The sequence below is a fragment of the Prosthecobacter sp. genome (assembly GCF_044236155.1).
Lineage (GTDB): Bacteria > Verrucomicrobiota > Verrucomicrobiia > Verrucomicrobiales > Verrucomicrobiaceae > Prosthecobacter.
The window spans coordinates 243,178-264,011 of sequence record NZ_JBIIHA010000004.1 but is presented as its reverse complement, the minus strand read 5'-3'; the positions used below and the strand labels follow the sequence as shown (position 1 = coordinate 264,011).

Annotated in this window: 16 protein-coding genes; 7 read left to right on the top strand and 9 right to left on the bottom strand. The window is 60.9% G+C overall.

Annotated features, from left to right (window positions below; genetic code table 11):
- Positions 1–50 precede the first annotated feature (50 nt).
- The 5 genes from ACILSE_RS06050 to ACILSE_RS06030 all read right to left on the bottom strand — a co-directional run bounded on the left by ACILSE_RS06050 (position 51) and on the right by ACILSE_RS06030 (position 7,052).
- Positions 51–263 carry a hypothetical protein gene (locus ACILSE_RS06050; RefSeq protein ID WP_395716469.1) on the bottom strand — a complete coding sequence of 71 codons (213 nt, stop codon included), beginning with the start codon at positions 261–263 and terminating at the stop codon, positions 51–53.
- Between the two features lie 15 nt (positions 264–278).
- Positions 279–1,376, bottom strand: a complete 1,098-nt coding sequence (locus ACILSE_RS06045) for a tyrosine-type recombinase/integrase (RefSeq protein WP_395716468.1) — start codon at positions 1,374–1,376, stop codon at positions 279–281.
- 346 nt (positions 1,377–1,722) lie between these two features.
- Positions 1,723–2,457, bottom strand: coding sequence for a four helix bundle suffix domain-containing protein (locus ACILSE_RS06040; protein WP_395716467.1), 735 nt, complete (start codon positions 2,455–2,457; stop codon positions 1,723–1,725).
- 77 nt (positions 2,458–2,534) lie between these two features.
- The gene (locus ACILSE_RS06035; protein ID WP_395716466.1) at positions 2,535–5,825 is read right to left on the bottom strand and encodes a ribonucleoside-diphosphate reductase subunit alpha; all 3,291 of its coding nucleotides are present in this window, start codon (positions 5,823–5,825) and stop codon (positions 2,535–2,537) included.
- A 144-nt stretch (positions 5,826–5,969) separates the two neighbouring features.
- Entirely contained in the window at positions 5,970–7,052 is a 1,083-nt protein-coding gene (locus ACILSE_RS06030) for a ribonucleotide-diphosphate reductase subunit beta (protein ID WP_395716465.1), read from the bottom strand.
- A 368-nt stretch (positions 7,053–7,420) separates the two neighbouring features.
- Between ACILSE_RS06030 and ACILSE_RS06025 the strand changes: the two genes are divergently transcribed.
- Genes ACILSE_RS06025 through ACILSE_RS06015 form a run of 3 tightly spaced genes read left to right on the top strand, consistent with a single transcriptional unit; the run spans position 7,421 to position 10,828 of the window.
- Complete coding sequence (locus ACILSE_RS06025; RefSeq protein ID WP_395716464.1) at positions 7,421–8,059, top strand: N-acetylmuramoyl-L-alanine amidase family protein; 639 nt, start codon at positions 7,421–7,423, stop codon at positions 8,057–8,059.
- A 43-nt stretch (positions 8,060–8,102) separates the two neighbouring features.
- The gene (locus ACILSE_RS06020) at positions 8,103–9,515 is read left to right on the top strand and encodes an AAA family ATPase (RefSeq protein WP_395716463.1); all 1,413 of its coding nucleotides are present in this window, start codon (positions 8,103–8,105) and stop codon (positions 9,513–9,515) included.
- Between the two features lie 20 nt (positions 9,516–9,535).
- Positions 9,536–10,828, top strand: a complete 1,293-nt coding sequence (locus ACILSE_RS06015) for a tetratricopeptide repeat protein (protein ID WP_395716462.1) — start codon at positions 9,536–9,538, stop codon at positions 10,826–10,828.
- 6 nt (positions 10,829–10,834) lie between these two features.
- Here ACILSE_RS06015 and ACILSE_RS06010 read toward each other — a convergent pair whose 3' ends face one another.
- Positions 10,835–13,867: a c-type cytochrome gene (locus ACILSE_RS06010; RefSeq protein WP_395716461.1), complete on the bottom strand. Its 3,033-nt coding sequence runs from the start codon at positions 13,865–13,867 to the stop codon at positions 10,835–10,837.
- Positions 13,868–14,004: 137 nt separating this feature from the next.
- Between ACILSE_RS06010 and ACILSE_RS06005 the strand changes: the two genes are divergently transcribed.
- Both ACILSE_RS06005 and ACILSE_RS06000 read left to right on the top strand, forming a co-directional pair.
- Positions 14,005–15,171 (top strand): TMEM43 family protein, encoded by a 1,167-nt coding sequence (locus ACILSE_RS06005; protein ID WP_395716460.1) that lies wholly within the window; start codon positions 14,005–14,007, stop codon positions 15,169–15,171.
- 25 nt (positions 15,172–15,196) lie between these two features.
- Entirely contained in the window at positions 15,197–16,531 is a 1,335-nt protein-coding gene (locus ACILSE_RS06000; RefSeq protein ID WP_395716459.1) for a protein kinase domain-containing protein, read from the top strand.
- Position 16,532: 1 nt separating this feature from the next.
- On the opposite strand, the gene ACILSE_RS05995 is transcribed toward ACILSE_RS06000, so the two are convergent.
- A complete protein-coding gene (locus tag ACILSE_RS05995; protein ID WP_395716458.1) occupies positions 16,533–17,564 on the bottom strand; it encodes a Gfo/Idh/MocA family protein in 1,032 nt (343 codons plus the stop codon).
- Between the two features lie 45 nt (positions 17,565–17,609).
- On the opposite strand from ACILSE_RS05995, the gene ACILSE_RS05990 reads away from it, so the two are divergent.
- Positions 17,610–18,065, top strand: a complete 456-nt coding sequence (locus tag ACILSE_RS05990) for an MOSC domain-containing protein (protein ID WP_395716457.1) — start codon at positions 17,610–17,612, stop codon at positions 18,063–18,065.
- Positions 18,062–18,637, top strand: a complete 576-nt coding sequence (locus tag ACILSE_RS05985; RefSeq protein WP_395716456.1) for a molybdenum cofactor guanylyltransferase — start codon at positions 18,062–18,064, stop codon at positions 18,635–18,637. The genes ACILSE_RS05990 and ACILSE_RS05985 overlap by 4 nt, the downstream gene beginning before the upstream one ends.
- Before the next feature lie 61 nt (positions 18,638–18,698).
- Here the strand turns inward: ACILSE_RS05985 and ACILSE_RS05980 are convergent, their stop codons facing one another.
- Positions 18,699–19,424: a 16S rRNA (uracil(1498)-N(3))-methyltransferase gene (locus ACILSE_RS05980; RefSeq protein WP_395716455.1), complete on the bottom strand. Its 726-nt coding sequence runs from the start codon at positions 19,422–19,424 to the stop codon at positions 18,699–18,701.
- Between the two features lie 102 nt (positions 19,425–19,526).
- The gene (locus ACILSE_RS05975; RefSeq protein ID WP_395716454.1) at positions 19,527–20,819 is read right to left on the bottom strand and encodes an aminopeptidase P N-terminal domain-containing protein; all 1,293 of its coding nucleotides are present in this window, start codon (positions 20,817–20,819) and stop codon (positions 19,527–19,529) included.
- Between the last annotated feature and the right edge of the window lie 15 nt (positions 20,820–20,834).

The following is a 20,834-nucleotide window of genomic DNA, read 5'->3' as shown; positions in this document are numbered from 1 at the left end:
ATCCATTCAGCAGCAGAAATCGTGAACCTTGTTGCGCAACGAGGATGGGCTCAAGCCGTTGTCCTTGGCTGAATACCAAAACGAGCCGCCAGAGCGCTCATCACGGCAACCGGATCAAACAGATGCAGCCTTGGGCTTGGAGCGAGGTAGGGAATGAGCCGTTGCGCCACCCAGGTGTCGATAGTGCGGCTGCTCACGCCGAGCAACAGGGAGAGAGGCTTCTTCTTCAGCAGTGTAACAGGGGATGGATGTGTTTGGTTCATGCAGAGATTCGCATGTCAACGAGGGTTCTCCGGCAGGATGCCAAACCACTTGTCAGCAGCCTCCTTGGTCACCAGTTCCCGGTAATGCTTGAAGATAATCGCCGGAGAATTGCCCGCCTCCAATGCCACCTGCGCAGCGCTCTGAACCACCGCGATGCGGTAGCTGATGTAGGAGTGCCGCAGCGCGTTGTGAGGCCACGCCAATCCCAAGCTTTTGGCCAGCTTCCGCGCCTTCAAAAAGACGCCTGCATCAGGAACCACCGGCCCATTCCGGTCGATCTTTGCCAGCCAAGTCGCCAGATTGTCAGCGATCGGCACGATTCGACGCGAGGCCGTCTTCGCCTGCCCGGCGCGCAACTCGATGATCTTGCGCCCCAGATCCACCGCGCTCCAACTCAGGCGGGCAATCTCCGCGCCTCGCAGCCCGGCAAATCCGCCGATGGCAAGGACGGCAATCAGATCGTGCGGGGCTGCCTGCATGAGGCGCTCCATCTGCTCCGGAGTAAAAATGCCAACGTCCGTATCGGCTTGTTTGCCCCGCTTCAAAGATTCCGCTGCAGTGGGTTCCTGTCGCGGCAGATAGCCCCGCCGCTTGGCGAAGCCGAAGAGTTCCTTCACCCGCTTGAGCCAGTTGTTGCGTGTGACCATGGAATGCCCGCCACGGCGCAGCCAGGCATCGATCATTGCTCCTGTCACCTTGCTGATCTCCCCGGGAAACGAGCGGCCAAACTGACGCAGATTGCCCTCCAGCAGCTTGAGGTAGTGAGCATTGATGCGATCCTGGCGTTTGAGCTGCAGCAACTCCTCCACCACCCGAGGGACGATCACACCAGGCTCAAAACTGCGCGAACGTGCCGTGAAATCATCCACTGCCGTCAGCAGGGGGACCTCACCAAGTTTGCGGCGGCATTGCAGATATTCTTCCACCACAGCCACCAGAGGCAGGCCAAGAGGCGCAAGCATCGTCTGCGCCACCCTGAGGCTCTCACGATCCTGGGGGCGCAGGTCGTTGTCGCTGCTCATGCCACGTTGGATATTCAAGGCCGCCATGCGGGCTTCTTCCTTGGCGGCATCCAGACTGCCGAATGTGCGCCGCTCGCGTCGCCCGTTCATGTAATAGGCGATGGTGAACCGGGAGCTTCCTCGTGAACTACCCCGGTAGATTGGAACCGCCGCTGAGCCTTGCTTGACCACTGCCACTGGTCTGCCCTTGGCCCGAGAGGGCCGGGCCGGAGTTGTCATACTTTTGTCATGCATATCCTCGGTTGAGCTGTCAACCAAGACTCCCGGAACAGCATGGGAACCTGATAGAATAAGGGCTCCAAGGCGATTTGATGCCTTGTCCCCGTTGTCGTTTTTGGAAGGCCGTTGGGCTTGGATAGGAACCAAATACTCCGAAAGAGAACTTCGAAGCAAATGAATCGGACCAGTCTGACTTGTCGGACGATGGGGCGGTGGATTACGGCTCGATGTCCCGCGTTCCTTTGCAGTTGGGATAGGCGGAGCAGCCCCAGAACTGGGATGAGGTCTTGCCGGCGGTTCGGCGGCGCATGAGTTTGCCGCAAATGGGACAGAGAGGTGTGCCTTCTTGCTCGGCGCGGGCTTGCACGCGGGTGGCGTGGAGACGCTCGGTGAAGCCGCCGTGCTCTTTGAAATCACGGCTCTGGCTCTCCACCTGACGTTTGAGCAGGTAGGACGCCTGATTCACGGCGCAGAGCATGGCGTTCCCAGCGAGTTCAGGATCGGCTTTGGAGACGAATTCAGCCAAGCCTGCCAGTCCGGTGAGGACGACCTTGTTTTTCGGGGCGGGAGGAAGGTTGGGGAAGATGTCGTGCTTGAGCCGTTCCCGCATGGCGAGGCACGGTTTGGAGTTTTTGGGCCACACCCGGAGGCCGCGCTGCATGAGGAAGCTTTTGTAGTCCTTGGCCAGTTCGTCGTTGAGGCTCGCCCGGGCCACGTTGGTGAGCTTCATCTCCATTTTCTTGGAGGTGGCGGCGGCTCCGCTGCCTTCGGAGATGTTTCGCACGCCGCTGCGAGCAGCCTGAACCATCTGGTCGTGGGTACGGCTGGTCTTTTCGATGAAACGATCACAAAAGACGACGGTGGCATCATAGACCGCCTCGGCGACGGCGTAGCTGCGGAGGTTCTCATAACCTCCATGCGGCATCAGAGGACTTTCGGGGTCGTGCGGCATGGAAGTGGGTCGTCGGACTGGTCTGACGGGTCGGACCAGTCAGACTCGTCCGACTGGCCCGAGGAATACGAAGCGCGTCACTGACACGCCTCGCACGTGCCGCCATTGCGCATGGCTTCGATGGAGCAGGCCATCTTTTCCTCTTCGGAGTATTGCTTGGCTCCGCTGATGACGGTGCTGCGGATCTCCTTTTGGAACTCGGCGGTGCTCTTCTCGATGTTGGAGGCGCTGCGGGTGCGGAGGTAGTAGGTGGTTTTGAGGCCTTTGCGCCAGGCACCACGGTACATGTGGCTGAGGACGCTCATTTCCTTGCCACCGAAGAACAGGTTCACGCTCTGACTCTGGTCGATCCACTTTTGGCGACGTGCGGCGGCATCGACGACCCAGGCCCAGTCGATGCTGAAGGCGGTGGCGTAGCGGCGCTTGAGGTCGATGGGGATTTCTTCAATCGCGTCGATCTCGCCGTCCATGTACTTGAGCTTGTTCTGGATGTCCGGGGTCCACAGGCCGCGCTTTTTGAGGTCGCGGATGAGGTAGGGATTGAGGAGCATGAAGTCGCCGGAGAGGTTGGCCTTCACGAGCATGTTGCTGAGCAGGGGCTCGATGCAGGGGCTGGAGCCCATGATGTTCGAGATGGTGGCGGTGGGGGCGATGGCGAGGACGTTGCTGTTGCGCATGCCCTGCTTGGCGATCTTGGCGCGGAGGGCGCTCCAATCCATCTTGCCGCCGCGGGGGACATCGACTTCCTGGCCGCGCTCTTTGGAAAGGAGGTCGAGGGTGTCCTGCGGGAGGAGACCGCGATCCCACTTGCTGCCTTTATACGTGGAATACTGGCCACGCTCGGCGGCGAGATCACTGGAGGCCTCGTAGGCGTAGTAGGCGATGGCTTCCATCATCTCGTCGTTGAACTCGACGGCTTCCTTCGAGGCGAAGGGGATGCCTTTGCGATACAGCGCATACTGCAGACCCATGACGCCGAGGCCGATGGGGCGGTGGCGGATGTTGGAGGTCTTGGCGGCGTCCGTGGGGTAGTAGTTGATGTCGATGACGTTATCGAGGGCGCGGACGGCGCTGCGGATGGTCTCGCGGAGCTTGGCGTGGTCGATGTTGCCGGCGTCGTCGAGGTGGTTGTCGATGAGGACGGAGCCGAGATTGCACACGGCGGTCTCATCGGCGGAGGTGTTGAGCGTGATCTCGGTGCAGAGATTGGAGCTGTGGATGACGCCGACGTGGTCCTGCGGGCTGCGAACGTTGCAGGGGTCCTTGAAGGTGATCCAGGGATGGCCGGTCTCGAAGATGGCCTTGAGCATGAGCTTCCAGAGATCGACGGCGGCCATTTCCTTGCCGAAGATCTTGCCCTGCTTGGCGAGGGCTTCGTATTCGCTGTAGCGCTTTTCAAAGGCGGAGCCGTAGAGCTCGTGGAGATCAGGGACTTCGTTGGCGCGGAAGAGGGTCCAGTTTTCACGGGCCTCAAGGCGCTTCATGAAGAGATCGGGGATCCAGTTGGCGGTGTTGAGGTCGTGCGTGCGGCGGCGCTCGTCACCGGTGTTGATGCGGAGCTGGAGGAAGTCCTCGATGTCGTTGTGCCAGACTTCGAGGTAGGCGCAGCCGGAGCCACGGCGTTTGCCGCCCTGGTTGACGGCGATGAGCTGGTCGTTGTGCAACTTGAGGAAGGGGATGACGCCCTGGGATTCGCCATTGGTGCCTTTGATGTAGCCACCGGTGCCACGGACGCTGGTCCAGGAGCCGCCGAGGCCGCCGGCCCATTTGGAAAGGAAGGCATTCTCCGCGATGCCGCGGATCATGATGGACTCGATGCTGTCGTCCACCTTGTAGAGGTAGCAGGAGGAGAGCTGGGAGTGCAGCGTGCCGCTGTTGAAGAGCGTGGGGGTGGACGAGCAGAAGCGGCGGCCTTTGTACATCTTGTAGATGCCGATGATCTTGTCCTCGGGATTGCCATCGCGTTCGCCGACATTGAGGCCCATGGCGACGCGCATCCAGAAGAGCTGCGGCGTTTCGAGGCGCTTGGCGGGCTTGATCTTTTTATCGACGATCAAGTAGCGGTCGTAGAGGGTCTGGATGCCGAGGAAGTCGAAGTCGAGATCAGCGGCGGGATCGAGGGCGTCGGCGAGCTTGTCGAGGTCGAACTGAAGCAGGCGTGGATTGTAGCGGTCGATTTCGACGCCGCGGGCGAGGTTGCGGCGGAAGGTGCGGCGGTGGAACTCGCGAAGCTGGTCGATGCCATCGCGGACGATGTCCCAGCCGAGCACTTCTTCATAGATGTAGCTGAGCAGGACGCGGGCGGCGAACTTGGCGAAGTCGGCATCGCGCTGCATGAGCGTCTTGGCATTGAGGATGACGGTCTTTTTGAGGTCCTCGAGCGTGATGTCGGAATTCAACGAGCGGCGCAGCTCCATCTCGATCTCGGCGCGGGTGAGGCACAAATCGAGGCCGAGCATGGCGAAGTCGATGCGCTTCTTCAGATCGGTGCCGTCCCAGAGGAAGGAATTGCCGTCGGTGGTCTTCACGAGGATGAGGGCCTGCTGCTCCTGGCTCTCGATCTCGTTCGCGGCGGCGGCTTCGACCTCGTCGGCATCACGCATGTTGGTGCGCAGGGCGCGATACTGGATGTAGGCGCGGGCGACCTTGAAGAAGCCCTGCTTCATGAGCTCCTCCTCGACGAGGTTTTGCACGTCCTCGATGTGGATGAACTGCTTGTTTTCCTCCGCGATGACGCGGGAGACGGACTCGGAGACGGCGACGGCCGGCGAAGAGTCGAGCTCCATGGAGAGGAAGGCCTTGCGGACGGCGATCTCGATCTTGTTGTGGTTCCACGGCACGAGCTGGCCGCTGCGACGGATGACTTTGGTGTTCACGATGAGCGGCTGGATGGTGGAATCGGCAAAGGGATCGGCGGTGCGCTTGCGCTTCTCCGCGAGGGTGCGGGCCACGTCGTGGGCGTTGTTGTTGATGAGCGCCCGCTCGATGCAGTGGTAGATGTCCTTCGCGTTCAGGATGGCCGCGCTGCCGCTCCCTTCGGCAAGCTGGGCCGTGCGCTGGTAAATCTCCTCCGTGACCGCCTTGGAGATCTTCTGCACCAGCTTCTGGTTGTTCTCGTTGAAGATGTCCCCTTCCCCCTTCTGCCGGGCGAGGAAAAGGTCCGTCAGGGCACTGCCCACGGTGTCCGCGATCTCCTTCTGGTCAAAGTCACGCTCCACGCCGCCGATGTTGACCTTGATGGACGCGGGGACGGAGACCTCCGTGGACGAGATGGCCAGGGTGCTCCAGGCGAAGCTGGGCTTCTGGTCTTTCGGGGTCTGGGTGACTTTCTTGAGGACTTTGTCCTCTTGCAGCAGCGTGGTGATCATGGCGGGAGGAGTGGGCTGTTAGTTTTGAACGAGGCGGGAGGCGGGGACGGGAAATTCGGGGATCGGAAGGATGCGGAACGGGTGAGTCTTACTCCAGCGAAAGTTATTCTTTCTTGTTCGGAAGGTTGTTCACACCCGCGGCTTTTAGAGGTCGTCGTCGGAGGTCTGCACGAGCGCGGATCCTTTCTGGTAGTCCGTGACCTTGCCCTCGAAGAAGTTCTGCTCCTTGCGCACATCCATCATCTCCGCGAGCCAGGGCAGCGGGTTCTGCACGCCCGGGCTGAGCGCCGGCAGACCGCAACCCGCCAGGCGGCGGTCGGCGATGTAGTCGATATATTGCTCGAACTCGTCCGCACTGAGACCCACAGCATTCACCGGCAGGCAGTCGCGGATGAATTCCTTCTCCAGCTTGACGGCCTCGCGCATGATTCCCACGAGTTCCTCGCGGAATTCAGAGGTCCAGAGGTCGGGATTCTCCTCCACGAGGTCCATGAACAGGTTGCGGAAGACCTCGATGTGATTCGACTCGTCACGCAGGGTGTAGCGGAACATCTGGCCGATGCCGGGGAATTTGTTCTGGCGGTAGAGGGCCAGGATCATGCCGAAAAGGCCGTAGAACTGGGTGCCCTCCATGCACTGGCCGAACATGAAGATGTTCCGCGCGAGGAGCTGCTTGTTCTCCAGCTTCGTGAGGTCGAGGTCACGGCGCATCGTGTTCGAGATGCGGGTGACGAACTCGTTCTTCGCCACAATCGTTGGGATCTGCTCAAACATGGCCTCGCACTCGTGCGGGTTGATCCCGAGGGAGGAAATCATGTACAGCAGCGAATCGGCGTGGATGTTTTCCTCGTGCGCATGGCGGCCAAGCACCAATTTCAGTTCCGGCGCGGTGACCAGCTCGCGGACGACGTGCTGGATGTTGTCTCCCACAATGCCCTCGGCGGCGGAGAAGTAGCCGATGCCCATCATGATGATCCAGCGCTCGTTTTGCGTGATTTCGTGACCGCGCCACTGCTCCACGTCCTTTTGCATCTGGATATCCTCAGGCTCCCAGTGATTGGCTTTCATGACCCGGTAAAGATCATAGGCCCACTGATATTTAAGGGGCAGGAGGTTAAAGGTCATCGACTTGCGGCCATTGATGACCTTCTTCGCTGCGAAAGCGGCTTCAGCTTTGTCTTGATCGAGAGGAAATTCGCGGTTGCCGATCTTGTAGGTCTTTTCCATGGCGATTTCGTTGCAGAGTGGGTGTGAATAAGTGGAGAAACGGGGAAAACAGGAGAGAAGCCAAGCAACACTATAAATACTAGATATTGTGAGGCTAGAAGCGAATCATGCACAATATGTTGTGGGAAGGCGAGATTTTTTTCCCAGCCATTGTGCAGAAAATCGTTTCTCGCCGGTCTTTCAAGGGTTCCACGCCGAAAAAATTTTCCCGGCGTTAAAATCATGGCCCTGACCGGCGAAATTGAGACTTTTTTCAGCTCAGACGCAGCCCGTTGAAAACCAATGGCTCATCAAAAAATGACAAAATCCCGGCTGCGAAATAGGGATCGCCCCCCAACTTGTCACAATCCCTGCTACCCACTGGACTCATGAATTTCCCGAAAATCACCGCGGCTGCTTTGCTTGGGGTCCTGCTCAGTTCCTGTTCCGTACTCGTTTCCCAGCGGACCCCGCCCGGCGTCACGGTCGATCTGATCCCCGGCGGGCGGTATGCGCGGCGCTATCACCGGCCGATGACTCCGCGCTACATCACCATCCACGCGACGGAGAACCGTGCGCGCGGCTGCGGTGCCTACGCGCATGCGCAAATGCTGAAATCCGGCTCCCTCAAAGGCCGCCACAACTCCATCGGCTATGTTTCGTGGCATTTCACCGTGGACGACCACTCCATCTACCAAAGCCTGCCCGTCAACGAGCGCGGCGAGCACGCCGACTACGACGGTCCCGGCAACCGCACCTCCATCGGCATCGAAATGTGCGAAAACCGCGGCAACGACCGCGCCCGCACCGTGGACCGCACCGCCCGTCTCGCCGCGTGGCTGATGAAGGAGCACGGCATCCCGCTCAGCCATGTCGTGCCGCACCAGCACTGGCGCATGATCCGCCACGACGATCACCGCGATCTCGGCCACAAAAACTGCCCGCACTTCCTGCTCGACCGCGGCCGCCCCGGTGCGAAGTGGCAGGCATTTCTCGCCAAAGTGAACGCGTATTACCGGTCGATGTGAAATTGTCTTGCCACTCCCGTCTCCGCACGCTGGAGTCCGCCACATGGCACAAAACCTCGACGCGCTCCGCCTCGCCCTACAGCACTCGCCCGACAACACCCCGCTGCTCATGCTCTTCGCCGAGGGCTGTCTTGATGACGGGCTTGTTGAGGAAGCCGAACGCAGCTTCCAGCGTGTGCTGAGCAACGACCCCGCTCATGCCGAGGCGCGTCTCGGCCTCGCCCGTGTCGCCTTTATGCAGGGGAAAACATCCCAGGCCGCCGTGCGCGCCGAGCAGATCCTCTCCGACACGCCCTCCTGCGCCGCCGCATGCCTGCTGCTCGCCCGCATCCACATCACGGAGGGCGATCTGCCGAAGGCAAAAGCCATGTATGACAAAGGCGTGGCGCTGAACCCGTCCCTGGCCGATCCCGGCGTCGAAAAAGACCTTCGCGGCATCAAATCCGCCTCCGCAGACGACGAGTCCGGCCGCAAACGCGGCGCGGTGACCTCCGGTGGCAACTACCTCGAGTCGGTCACGGACGAAAAGAACGATGATGACGACGGTTATCCGCGTGGCGGAGCCGCCTTCGACCTCGGTCTGGCGGATTTTGAAAAGCCGAAGCTCAACTTCGCCGGCGTCGGCGGCATGGAGGCTCTCAAAGAGGAGATCCGCATGAAGATTATCTACCCGCTTCAGCACGCGGAGCTCTTCAAGGCCTACGACAAGAAAGTCGGCGGCGGGGTGCTGCTCTACGGCCCGCCCGGCTGTGGCAAGACTTTGATCAGCAAGGCCACGGCGGGCGAGATCCATGCCAACTTCATTGCCGTGGGGCTGCATCAGATCATCGACATGTGGATCGGGAATTCCGAAAAAAACATGCACCAGCTCTTCGAACTGGCCCGCCAGAACGCGCCGACGATCCTCTTCTTTGACGAGATCGATGCGCTCGCCGCGGATCGTCGCGACCTGCGGCAAAGCGCCGGCCGCAACATCATCAATGCCTTCCTGATGGAGATGGACGGCTCCGAGTCCGACAACGATGGCGTCCTCATCCTCGGCGCCACGAACGCGCCGTGGCACATCGACCCCGCTTTCCGCCGTCCCGGCCGGTTTGACCGCACGCTGTTTGTCCCGCCGCCCGATGAACCTGGCCGCGCGGCGATCATCGAGGTCATGGCACAGAAGAAACCCATCGGCGAGCTTGATCCACGTGCGCTGGCGAAGAAGACCGAAAACTTCTCCGGCGCCGATCTGAAGGCCGTCTTCGACCTTGCCACCGAGGATGTGCTGAACAACGCCATGAAGACCGGCAAGGTCATCCCGCTGACCACGAAGGATCTCGTCAAGGCCGCGGCACAGCACAAGCCCACCACCAAGGCGTGGTTCGAGAGCGCGAAAAACTACGCCATGTATTCCAATCAAAGCGGCTTCTACGACGACGTGCTAAAGCATCTCGGGCTCATCAAGCGCTGACCCCCATTTCCGCGCCGCCCATGCCCGATGATTTTCATCCCTCGCCCGAGGCCGCCTATGCCAGGGGGCGTTTGCTGCAGAACCAGCATCGCCTGCAGGACGCCATCGCATGCTACAAGCAGGCGCTGGAGATCGACGCGCAGCACACGCCCAGCTACATCATGCTCGCCCTCTGCTGGATGGATGACGATGCCACCGCGCCGCAGTCCGTGGATGCCGCGAAACGTGCCGTCGCCCTCGAGCCGGAGGACGCTTTCGCACGCATTGTTTACGCGCTTGCCCTGAACGCGAACGCAAAGGACGGCCAGACCTCCGCGATTAAAGAAGCGCTCCAGCAGGCCGAGGAAGCCACGGGCCTCGATCCTGACAGCGATTTCAGCCACGCCGTGCTCGCTCGTCTGCACCTGCGCCTGCGCGATTATCCGCAGGCCGAGGCCGCCGCCCGCGCCGCGCTCTCCCTCAACACCGAGAACACGATGGCCGCCGAGGTGCTGTCCGCCGCGCTGCTGCTGCAAAAGAAGGACGCCGACAACCAGGACCTCATCCGCTACCAGCTCGAACGCGACGCGGAGGACGACAGCGCCCACACCAGCGCCGGCTGGATGGCGCTCATGCAGGGCGACCACAGAAAAGCCAACCAGCACTTCATGGAGGCCCTGCGCCTCAATCCCATGAACGAAAATGCGCGCATGGGCCTCATCGAGTCCTATCGCGCGCGTTCCTGGTTCTATCGTGGTTACCTGCGCTTCGGCCATTGGATGAACCAGTTCACGGAAGGTCGCCAGAACGCCATCATGATCGGCGGTTTCATCGCCTACCGCATGCTCAGCGGCTATTTGAAAGGCGTCGCGCCTTTTTGGGCGAATGTCGTCATCGGCGCGTGGCTGGTCTTCGCACTCTGGTCGCATCTCGCCCGCGGATTGAGCACATTCTTTGTCACTCTGGATCGTTTCGCGCGTCAGGCGCTCAAGCCGCGTGAATTTTGGGAAGGCATCGCAGTCGGCGGCCTGATCCTGCTCTCGCTTGCCTCGCTGGCGCTTGGTTATGCGTGGAGTGAACCCGACTCGGGCTTCGTCGCGCTCACCTGCCTGCTCGCCTCCGTCACCAGCGCCGCGGCCTTCACCAACGACCACCACATCGGCAGGCACGTTTACAACATCGCCGCCGCCATCTCCGGCCTGGGCGCGGTGTATCTGGCCGTCGCGGTGTTTGCATCACTTCCGCTGCCTTTTGCCGGTTACGCCGGCATTGCCGCCCTGCTCATCGGCATCGCCGTCACCTGGCTGCGTCCATTTCGTGTGCTGCATGCGTGAGCCGCGTCACTTTTTCATCAGATATGCGAAGAAATCCTTCAAATCGGCGTCGCTCATGCCCGTGGTGAGACCTTCGGGCATCAATGAGATGGGTGATGCCTCCAGTTTCTCGATGTCGGCCTGTTTGAACGCGGTTTTGTTGTTGGCCATGTCCTTGATCACGATGCCGCTGGCGTCTTGCGCGTCCATGAGTCCGGTGAGGATCTGGCCGCTCTTCGTTTTCACGATGTAGGCACCAAAGCCCTCGCGGATTTCCATGCTGGGCATGAAAAGGTTGTCGAGCCAGAAGTCGGCGTTGCTGCGGTCGTAGCCGGTGAGTTCGGGGCCGATCTTGCCGCCTTCGCCGAAGAGGCTGTGGCAGACAGCGCAGCGGGCGGTGAATTGCAGTTTGCCCTTCTCGGCATCGCCGAGGCCGTTTTTGATGACGGCTTTGATGCGCTCGGCTTCTTTTTTCTTTTCGGGCGTGGGGCCGGTGGCGAGCAGGCCCTTCCAGTGCTTTTCGATGCTGGCGTCGATGTCGGCGTCCTTGTGCAGGCTGAGCTGGCGGACGATGTCGATGGTGAAATGCTTGGCGGGCACCTTCCATTCGTTGACGAAGTTCACGAGCACCTGCGCCCATTCTTTGCGCCCGGCCATGACGCGCAGGGCGTCCTCGCGCAGGGCTTTGTCGCCCGCGATTTGACCTTCCCAACCGAGCAGGAGAGCCTCGGGGATGCGTTTGTCGCCAAACTTGGCCACCGCCTGCAACATGCCGCGTTTGAGGCTGGGAGCCGCGCTGGACTTCAAAATGGCCACCATGGGCATCACGGCCTCTTGTTTGCCCAGCTCCGCCAAAGTCTTCGCGATGGCGATGCGGGCCGTGTTGGTCGCTTTGGTGTCGGCGAGCAGTTTGAGGGCGTTTTTGAGCGCTTCGGCATTTCCGCTGCGCAGCGCGAGCGTGAGGTCGCCGCCGCTTTGCTTCGCCATGTAGTCGTTGAGGGCCTTGGTGAGCGATTCCGGCAGTTTCGGCATCTCCGCGCCTTCGAAGGCGGAGGCGATGCCTGCGATGAATTTGCCGCGCAGCGATTCATCGTTCGTGAAGGCGAGCAAGTCGGCGCAGGACTGGAAGTTTTCTTCGCCACCGGCCAGCGCATAGCGTTTGGCGAGCTTTTCGGCGAGGTGGTCGCGGAAGAGAGCGGATTTCACGAACCACGGATCATCCTTGAGCATTTCAAAGAGTGCTTTGCGTTCTTTCTCTGTTTTCGACTCCAGCGCCCACCAAGCGAGAAGCTGCAAATGACCGCTGACATCATCATGACTCCCTGCGCTCTGAATCAATGAAACGGAAAACGTAACCGGAAGTCGTTTGGCTGATGCAAGCATCTGAGCTTGAACCTCAGGTGACTTCTCGACTGCGGCCCAGAGGTTTAGCGCATGCAACAGGGATCCCGATGCATTTGCCCCCTGCTCTCCAGTCCACTTTACCAACCAACGACGTACATAAGGATCATCGTGATTGAAGAGAGAAATTGGAATCTGCTCTTCAACAAGACCCGCAGCATCCAAAGCCCAAAGAGCTTCGAGCGCATGGGGGCTTTCTAGCATTCCTCTCAACTTTGGCTCCAATTCCTTCATCCCCCGCCATCCGATCTCCAGCACCGCCTGCTTCCTAAACCACTCATTCGGATGGCTCAGATAGCCGAGAAGCTCCTCACCGCTCGCCTTGCTCAAATCAAACGGCTTCAACTTCGGCGCACCGCTCGCGGGCCTCACGCGGTAGATGCGGCCGCTGGTCTTGTGCCAGTCATCGACGGGGCTGACGTGGCTGAGGCGCGTGTCATACCAGTCGGCCATGTAGAAGCCGCCATCGGGGCCGACGCCGGCCCAGACGGGGCGGAACCAGCGGTCGGTGGTGGTGATGAGCTGCTCTTCGTCCTTCGTTCGGAAGGTGGAGCCGTCGGGGAGGCGCTCGCTGACATAGACAAGGTTGTGCAGGGCGTTCGGGGCGATGATTTTGCCTTCGTAGGCGCTGCCGAGCAGGCCGCCTTCATAAATGGTGAAGGCTTGGGGGAAGCGTTTGTTGTCGCCCTCGTGCTTCATGTGCTCGAACCAGCCGAAGGCATACGGATTGGTGAGTGGGCCGTGTTTGCCCCAGCCTTTGATGCCGTAGCTGCCCTGCTCGTAGTGCATGCCGCGAGTGGCGCCGTTCGTGCCGGAAAAGAGGCGGCCTTTGCTGTCGAAGTCGAGGCTGAAGGTGTTCCCGCCGCCTTCGGCGTAGATTTCGAAGGTCTTCTTCTTCGGATGGTAGCGCCAGATGCACTGGCCTTCCCATTTCACGTTCTTGGTGTTGGCGCTGGAGACGTTGCCGGTGGTGGTGCTGCCATTGGCTCCGTAAAGCCAGCCGTCCATGCCCCATTGCAGGCTGGTGGCGACGCTGTGCGTGTCTTCGAGGCCGAAGCCGCTGAGTTCGACCTCGGGATCGCCATCCGGCTTGGCATCGAAGTCGGCATCGGGATAACTCAGGAGGTAAGGCGGATTCAGCACCCAGATGCGGCCCATGCCATGCAGGGCGGCACTGGCGATGTTCAGGCCGGTGATGACGTCCTCGTGCTTGTCGAAAAAGCCGTCGCCATCGGTGTCTTCGAAGACGGTGATCTTGTCCGCGCCTTTTTCGCCACGCGGCGGCGGCAGCGGCACTTTGTCGAACTTCGCGCGGAGGTGCTGGTCGTAGCTGACGATCTTCAAACCGGCCGGAAACTGGTATTGGCGATACATGGTGACCCACATGCGGCCTTTGCTGTCCCAGCTCGCGTAAAGCGGCTGCTCGACGACCGGCTCGGACGCCATGAGGTCGATGGCGACATCGCTGCGCAGTTTGAATTTCTTCACGGCCTCCGCTGCGGGTGTGGGCGGTGTGTCGTCACGCATCACGCCGCGTCCGGGGCGGGTCTCCATGATCTTTTTCACGGCTTCGTTGCCGGCAATGTCGTCAGCCTTGGGATTGGGATCGGCGGCAAGCGCGGAAGTGCCGAGCGCGAGAAGAAAAAGGCGCGATTTCATGGTTGAGAGACTAACAAACGCCCCGCCAGTCGATTCTTGCCGCCTTGTCACGGGTTCCGGTATTTTCGTGCGGACGAAATTGCATGGACACCAGGCACGAGTGTGGCTTCAATGGGCGCAACAACGCAATTATTCTCATGGCCGACTCCTACACTGAAGTGACAAGCAAAAGCTGGTTCGGCCGCATCGGCGAATCCATCAAAGGCATCCTGTTCGGCATCATCATGATCCCGCTGATGATCCTGCTGCTCTGGTGGAACGAAGGCCGCGCCGTCACCACCGCGAACAGCCTCAAGGAAGGCGCCGCCGCCGTGGTAAGCGTGCCTGCGGACAAGATCGATCCCGCCAACGAGAAAAAGCTCGTCCATGTGACCGGCGATGCGAAAGCCAACGCCCCGGTGACCGATCCCGATTTCGGCCTGAGCGTGCCCGCGCTGCGCCTGGTGCGCAGCGAGGAGATTTACCAGTGGGTGGAGGACCAGAAGTCCGAAACGAAGCAGAAAGTCGGCGGCGGTGAGGAGACCACGACCACTTACACCTACACGAAGAAGTGGACCGACAAGCCGGTGAACTCCGCCGATTTCAAGAAGCCCCAAGGTCACACGAACGAGGGCGACCTGATCGCCGGTAATGCGAACATCGCCGCTGAGAAGGTCACTATGGGTGCCTTTGTCGTGCCAGAGAACCTTGTGAGCCGAATGGGCGATCCTTCCAAGCACGCCGTGACCGAGGCCGACCTGGCCAAACTTCCCGCGGATCTCAAAGCTGCAGCGCAGATTCAGGCCGGGACATTTTACTTCGGAGTAAAACCGGACGAGCCGCAGATCGGCGATGTTCGCGTATCGTTTGAAATCGTGAAGCCGGGTCCTTTCAGCATCCTGGCCGCGCAACTCGGCGAAACGTTCGGACCCTACCAGACGAAGGCGGGGGACGCGCTGAACATGGTCGAGTCCGGCGTGGTGAGCGCGGAGACGATGTTCAAGAACGCGGCCAGCGCGAACAAGATCATCACCTGGCTGGTACGTCTCGGCGGCTTTTTGTTCATGGCCTTCGGTTTCATGGCCATCATGCGCCCGCTCAGTGTGCTGGGCAGCGTGGTGCCTTTCATCGGCAACATCATCGGCATGGGCACGGGTTTGATCTCCTTCATGCTGGCAGGCACGGTCTCGCTGGTGGTGATCGCCATCGCGTGGATTGTTGTGCGTCCGCTGCTGGGCATCACAATCCTGGTGCTTGCCGTCGGAGGATTCATCTACACGCGCAAGCTCGCGGCGGCCAGCAAGCCCGCCCCTGCCAAAGCCTGATTTCGCAAAGTAACGCTCGCGCCAGTTGCCCGCCTCGCCGGGTGTGTCACAGTACACGCTGATGCGACTCGCCACCAGCACCCAGGGCTCCGCCCAACCCGTTGTCACACGTTCAGCGCCGCCATCCCCGGTGGAGCTGTCGGCGATGATGCCTTTTGGACGCTACTCGGTGCAGGCGCAGGTCGGGATCGGCGGCATGGGCACGGTGTATCGCGGCACGCAGCTCAGCTTGGGCCGTCCGGTGGCCATCAAGGTGCTGCGTGTGAGTGACGGATATGATTTTGCCTTCGAGGACCGCTTCCGCCGCGAGGCGCGGGCAATGGCCGCGCTGAACCATCCGAACATCGTCGCGATCTACGATTACGGCCATCTCGGCGCCGATTTCCTGTTCTTCGTGATGGAATTCGTCGATGGCACCGACCTCGGCGAAATCATGTCGCAGGGACGGATGACGCCGGCGCTCGCGCTGCAACTGCTGCCTCAGATTTGCTCCGGCCTCGAATACGCGCATGCGAAAGGCATCGTCCACCGCGACATCAAGCCGGCGAACATCATGCTCACCTGCCAGGGGGAGGTGAAGATCACCGACTTCGGTCTTGCGAAGGATGTGGCGCGTGTCGCCTCGATGGTCACGGAGACGCACATGGTCATGGGCACGCCGGAATACGCCGCGCCGGAGCAGTTCAACGCGCACCGCGAGGTCGATCACCGCGCCGACATCTATGCGCTGGGCGTGTTGATGTACCAGATGCTCACCGGCGCGCTGCCACGCGGCTCCTGGCAGCCGCCCTCCGTGCTTCGGCCGGGTTTGGATCCCCGCCTGGACGCCGTGGTCATCCGTGCGCTGATGCAGGACCGCCAGCACCGCTTTCAATCCGTCGGAGACATGCGTCGTGCCATCGAGTCAGCGCTGGTCCCCGCAGTGCAGACCCCCAGCAGGCCGCTGGCGCAGCCCGCCGGCAGGGCCGGACGCATTCTTCTCCTCGAAGACGATCTCATGGTGCGCGACCTCATGCGCCGCGCGCTTGAAAAAGCCGCCTTCGAGGTGGTCGAGACCGGCGACGGCAAGGACACACTGCGACTTTACCAGGAGGCCATGCAGCAGGGCCGCCCCTTCGATCTCGCCATCCTTGACCTCACCATTCCTGACGGCATGTGCGGACGCGAAACGATGCTGCACCTGCGCCGCATCGACCCGCGGATCCTCGCCATCGTGTCCTCCGGCTACCGCGACGATCCGGTGATGAAAGACTGTGCCGCTTACGGTTTCGCCGCCGCTTTGCCGAAGCCTTATCAGGTCGAGGGATTGTTGCAGATGGTGAACGGTGCGCTTGCGGTCGGGCGGCGCGGCATGGCTTGAGTCACATCACACGCGCTGCCGCTTGTGACTCCATCGCCGGCCACACGGCGTGAACGACGCGCATGTACATCATGCCCTCGTTGAAATCGGGCTTCGGTCGCGGTGCTGACGGGTCGCGCACAGCGGCGATGAAATCGCGCTCCACGGTCCAGCTTCGCTGCATTTCGGCGGGAACGGAAATAACCTCCAATTTTCCGCCGCGTTTGCCGAGTTGCAGCTCGTCCGTGTTAAAGTCGTAAGCCAGCGTGCCTTCGGAGCCAAAGATCCACAGCTTGTCCGTCGGCGCGTGGGCGGCCACGCCGCTGAAAAGCATCGTCGCTTCGATGCCGTTGCGGAATTTCGCCAGCACATTGACGAAATCGGGAATATCGACCTCCACGCCTGCGCGTTCGGGAATCACCACGTTTCCGCGTGCCTCGACCTCGGTGATGTGACCGAGCCAGCGCTGCAAAACCTCGGTGTAAATGCCCAGCGTGAGGATCTGGATGCCGCTGAGCTCCGACTGCTGCCTCCAGTGCGCGGGAGCTTTCGGGTCGAGCCATGCGTCGTTGAAACTGTGCAGCATGGCCTGATGCGGCGTGCCGATCGCGCCTTCCGCGAGCAGTTGCTTCACCATCTCACCGCCCTTCATGCCATGTGGGGCGGGGCAGATCCCCGTGACAAGCTCAGGATAACGAATCGACGCCTCCCACATCTGGTTCGCCTCCGGCAGCGACGCCGCCATGCGCGCCTGCGTGAAGACATGCTTCCCATGCTGAAGCGCATAGCACGTCATCTCCGCGTGCATGCAGGGATGCGTGCCAATCCACACCACATCCACATCGCGTGAAGATGCCAGCTCCTCCCAGCGCTCCACTGGCTGCGCTTCCGGAGCGAACTCGCGGCAGAACGCCTCCGCGCTCGCCAGCGACCGATTGGTCACATGCGTGATCTGCACGCCCGGAACGGCCCGCAGGCCGGGCATGTGGCGTGATTTGACAATGCCGCCGGCTCCGATGATGCCGACGCGGACGGGTTGCTCTGAGGAAGTCATGGACGTATGGATCGTGGCACGTTTGACCGAACATCCAAGTCCCGCATGCAAATCCTGCACATCTACATTTCTCCCGAGCACAACTTCTTCGGCCACCACGGCATGCCTGCGGGCACCGCGCCGATGATCGAGGTGCCGGAAGTGGAATGCGTGGCCGGGAAGGGCCTCGTGGGCGACCGGTTCTTCGGCTGGAAGGAGGACTACAAGGGCCAGGTGACCTTTTTCGAGCACGAGCAGTATGAACGCCTGTGTGAAAAGTTCGGCGCGGCGGGAGTGCCTTCCTCCGTCTTCCGCCGCAACATCATCACCAAGGGCGTGGACCTCAACACGCTCATCGGCGCCGAGTTCGAGGTGCAGGGCGTGCGTTTTCTCGGCACACAGGAGGCCGCGCCTTGCTATTGGATGAACCAGGCTTTCGCCGAAGGCGCGGAAGAGGCGCTCAAAGGCCATGGAGGCCTGCGCGCGAAGATTCTGAGCAACGGCATTCTGCGCAAATCATGAGCACGCTCTTCGCAGCCGCTTTGCTCGCCGGTGGCCGCTCCACCCGGATGAAGCAGGACAAGGCGCTGCTCCACTGGCATGGGCAGGAGCTATGGCAGGTGCAGTTGCACAAGCTGCAATCCATCGGTGCGGAGCGCGTGCTGATTTCCTGCCGCCGCGAACAACCGCTCTTTCCCGGCGATGACGTGGAGATCATGCACGATCCGGACGGCATCGACGAGGGTCCGCTCGGCGCGATCACACGCTGCCTGGAGCATGTCCAGATGCCGCTGCTCGTCCTCGCCGTGGACATGCCATGGATGACCGCCGCATTTTTGCGCGAGCACCTCGTTCCGCATCACGAAGCGCCGAAAGGAAAATTCTTCCGCGGCCCGCATGGCGACGAAGCCCTCGCCGGCATGTATGTTCCCGCCATGCTGCCGCACATGCGCCGGGCGCTAATCGAAAAGAACTTCAAGCTCCAGCATGTGATCGAGGCCTGCATGCATTTCGGATCAGCCGTCACCAAACAAATGAGCGACGATGAGGCTGCGTTTTTCCACAACGTGAACACGCCGGCGGATTTGAGGTGATGCGGGCACTCCTGCCCGCAAAGAACGCGCTCGATGGCGGGCAGGAGTGCCCGCATCACTTTCAGCGCAACTCATGCCCCAAGATCGCCAGCGTTGCGAGGGCAGCGGTCTCAGCACGTAGAACCAACGGACCGAGCGTGATGGGCACAAAGCCCGCCGCAAAGGCTTGGGCTTCCTCCTCGGCAGTAAAATCACCTTCGGGGCCGATCAAAACAGCGACGCTGCCCGGTTTGTCCTTTGGCAGCGCCTGTTTGAGCGTGCGTGTTTGTTCGCTCAGCGCGGGAATGAGTTTGAACTCGGCGGCAACCTTCAAACTGGCCGCAAACGCGATGGGAGCCTTCAATTCAGGGACAAAAGGCGTGTGGCACTGCTTGGCGCTCTCGATCATGTGTCTGCGCCATTTGGCGAGCTTCTTTTCGGTCTGCGCGGTATCGAGATGGATGACGGTGCGTTCGGTGATGATCGGTTGAATGCTCGCCGCGCCGAGCTCGACGGCTTTTTCGAGCAGCCACTCGAAGGGTTCTGCCTTGATGAGCGCGGGCAGGAGATGAATCGCGGTCTGAAACGGTTCCACACGGCTTTCCGAGGTGATTTGGGCCTGCACCTCCGATTTTGAGACGTGCGTGATCTCGCAGACGGCCACGCGGCCTCCGCCGTCGAATATTTCGATCGTGTCGCCAGGCTGCTTGCGCATCACGCGGCTGCAATGCGCTGCTTCGTCATGCGAAAGCGTCAAATGCGGCGAGGTCCATGCGGCGGCAGACAGGTAAAAACGAGGGAGGGACATGGGAATGACGAAACCAGAATGAGGAATGTCGAATCAATGACGATGCTCGAATGACGAATGCAGGCATTGGGGCTTAATTCGTCATTCGGAATTCTGGTTTCGTCATTTGCTCGCCATGAGCGCTTCGATGTCATCCGCCTCGATTGGAATGTGCGCCATGAGGTCGATGTTGGCGTTTTCGCCGATGACGATATTGTTTTCGAGGCGGACGCCGAGTTTTTCCTCCCGGATGTAGATGCCTGGCTCGACGGTGAAGATCATGCCGGCCTGAATTGGCTTCCACATGTGGCCGACGTCGTGGACGTCGATGCCGAGCGGATGGCTGGTGCCGTGCGGGAAGTATTTTTTATACGCGGGCTTCTCGGGATCCTGCTTGGCGATGTCGTCCTGCGTGATAAGGCCGAGGCCGAGCAGTTCCTCCTGCATGAGCAGGCCGACCTGCTCCTGATACTCGCGGATGATGACGCCGGGTTTGAGCATCTGGCAGCACTTTTTGAAGACACGCAGCACGGCGTCATAGACCTGGCGCTGACGCGGGGTGAACTTGCCGTTCACGGGGATCGTGCGCGTGAGGTCGGCATTGTAGTTGCCGTAGTTGGCGGCCACGTCGAGCAACAGCAGCTCCCCGTCCTGGCACTGGCAGTGGTTGGTGATGTAATGCAGCACGCAGGCGTTGCCGCCGGTGGCGATGATGGGCGTGTAGGCGAATCCACGACCGCGCTGGCGAATGAACTCATGCGAGAGCTCGGCCTCGATCTCAAACTCGTGCACGCCTGGCTTCACGAACTTCAGCAGCCGGTTGAAGCCGTCGCTCGTGATTCGGATGGCTTCGTTGAGCGCGGTGATTTCGTGCGGGCTCTTGATGACACGCAGCTCGTGCATGAGGGGCGCGAGGCGGCGGTAGTCGTGCAGCGGGTATTCCTGTTTGCAGCGGTGCGTGAAGCGCGTCTCGCGTGTTTCTGTCGGAATGGTGGCGCGGATGTGCTCGTTGGAGTTCAGGAAGACCTGATCTGCTTGGCACATGACGCTGCGGAACTGCGTCTCGAAGTCGGTGAGCCAGTGCACGCGCTGGATACCACTGCGCTCCGTGGCCTGCGCCTTGGTGAGCTTTTCGCCCTCCCACACGGCAATGGTTTCGTTCGTTTCGCGGACGAAGAGCATCTCGCGCTGCTTCGGGTCGGCGGCGTCGGGAAAGAGCACGAGGATGGTCTCCTCCTGATCGATGCCGCTGAGATAGAACTGGTCGCTGTTCTGGATGAAAGGCAGCGAGCCATCAGCGTTTGTCGGCAGCACGTCATTGGCGTGGACGATGACGAGGGAGTTTGGCGGAAGCTTCGCGTAAAGACGCTGACGGTTGGCGGCAAAGAGTTCGGCGGGGAGTGGCTGGTAGCGCATGATTGGAAGGTAGAA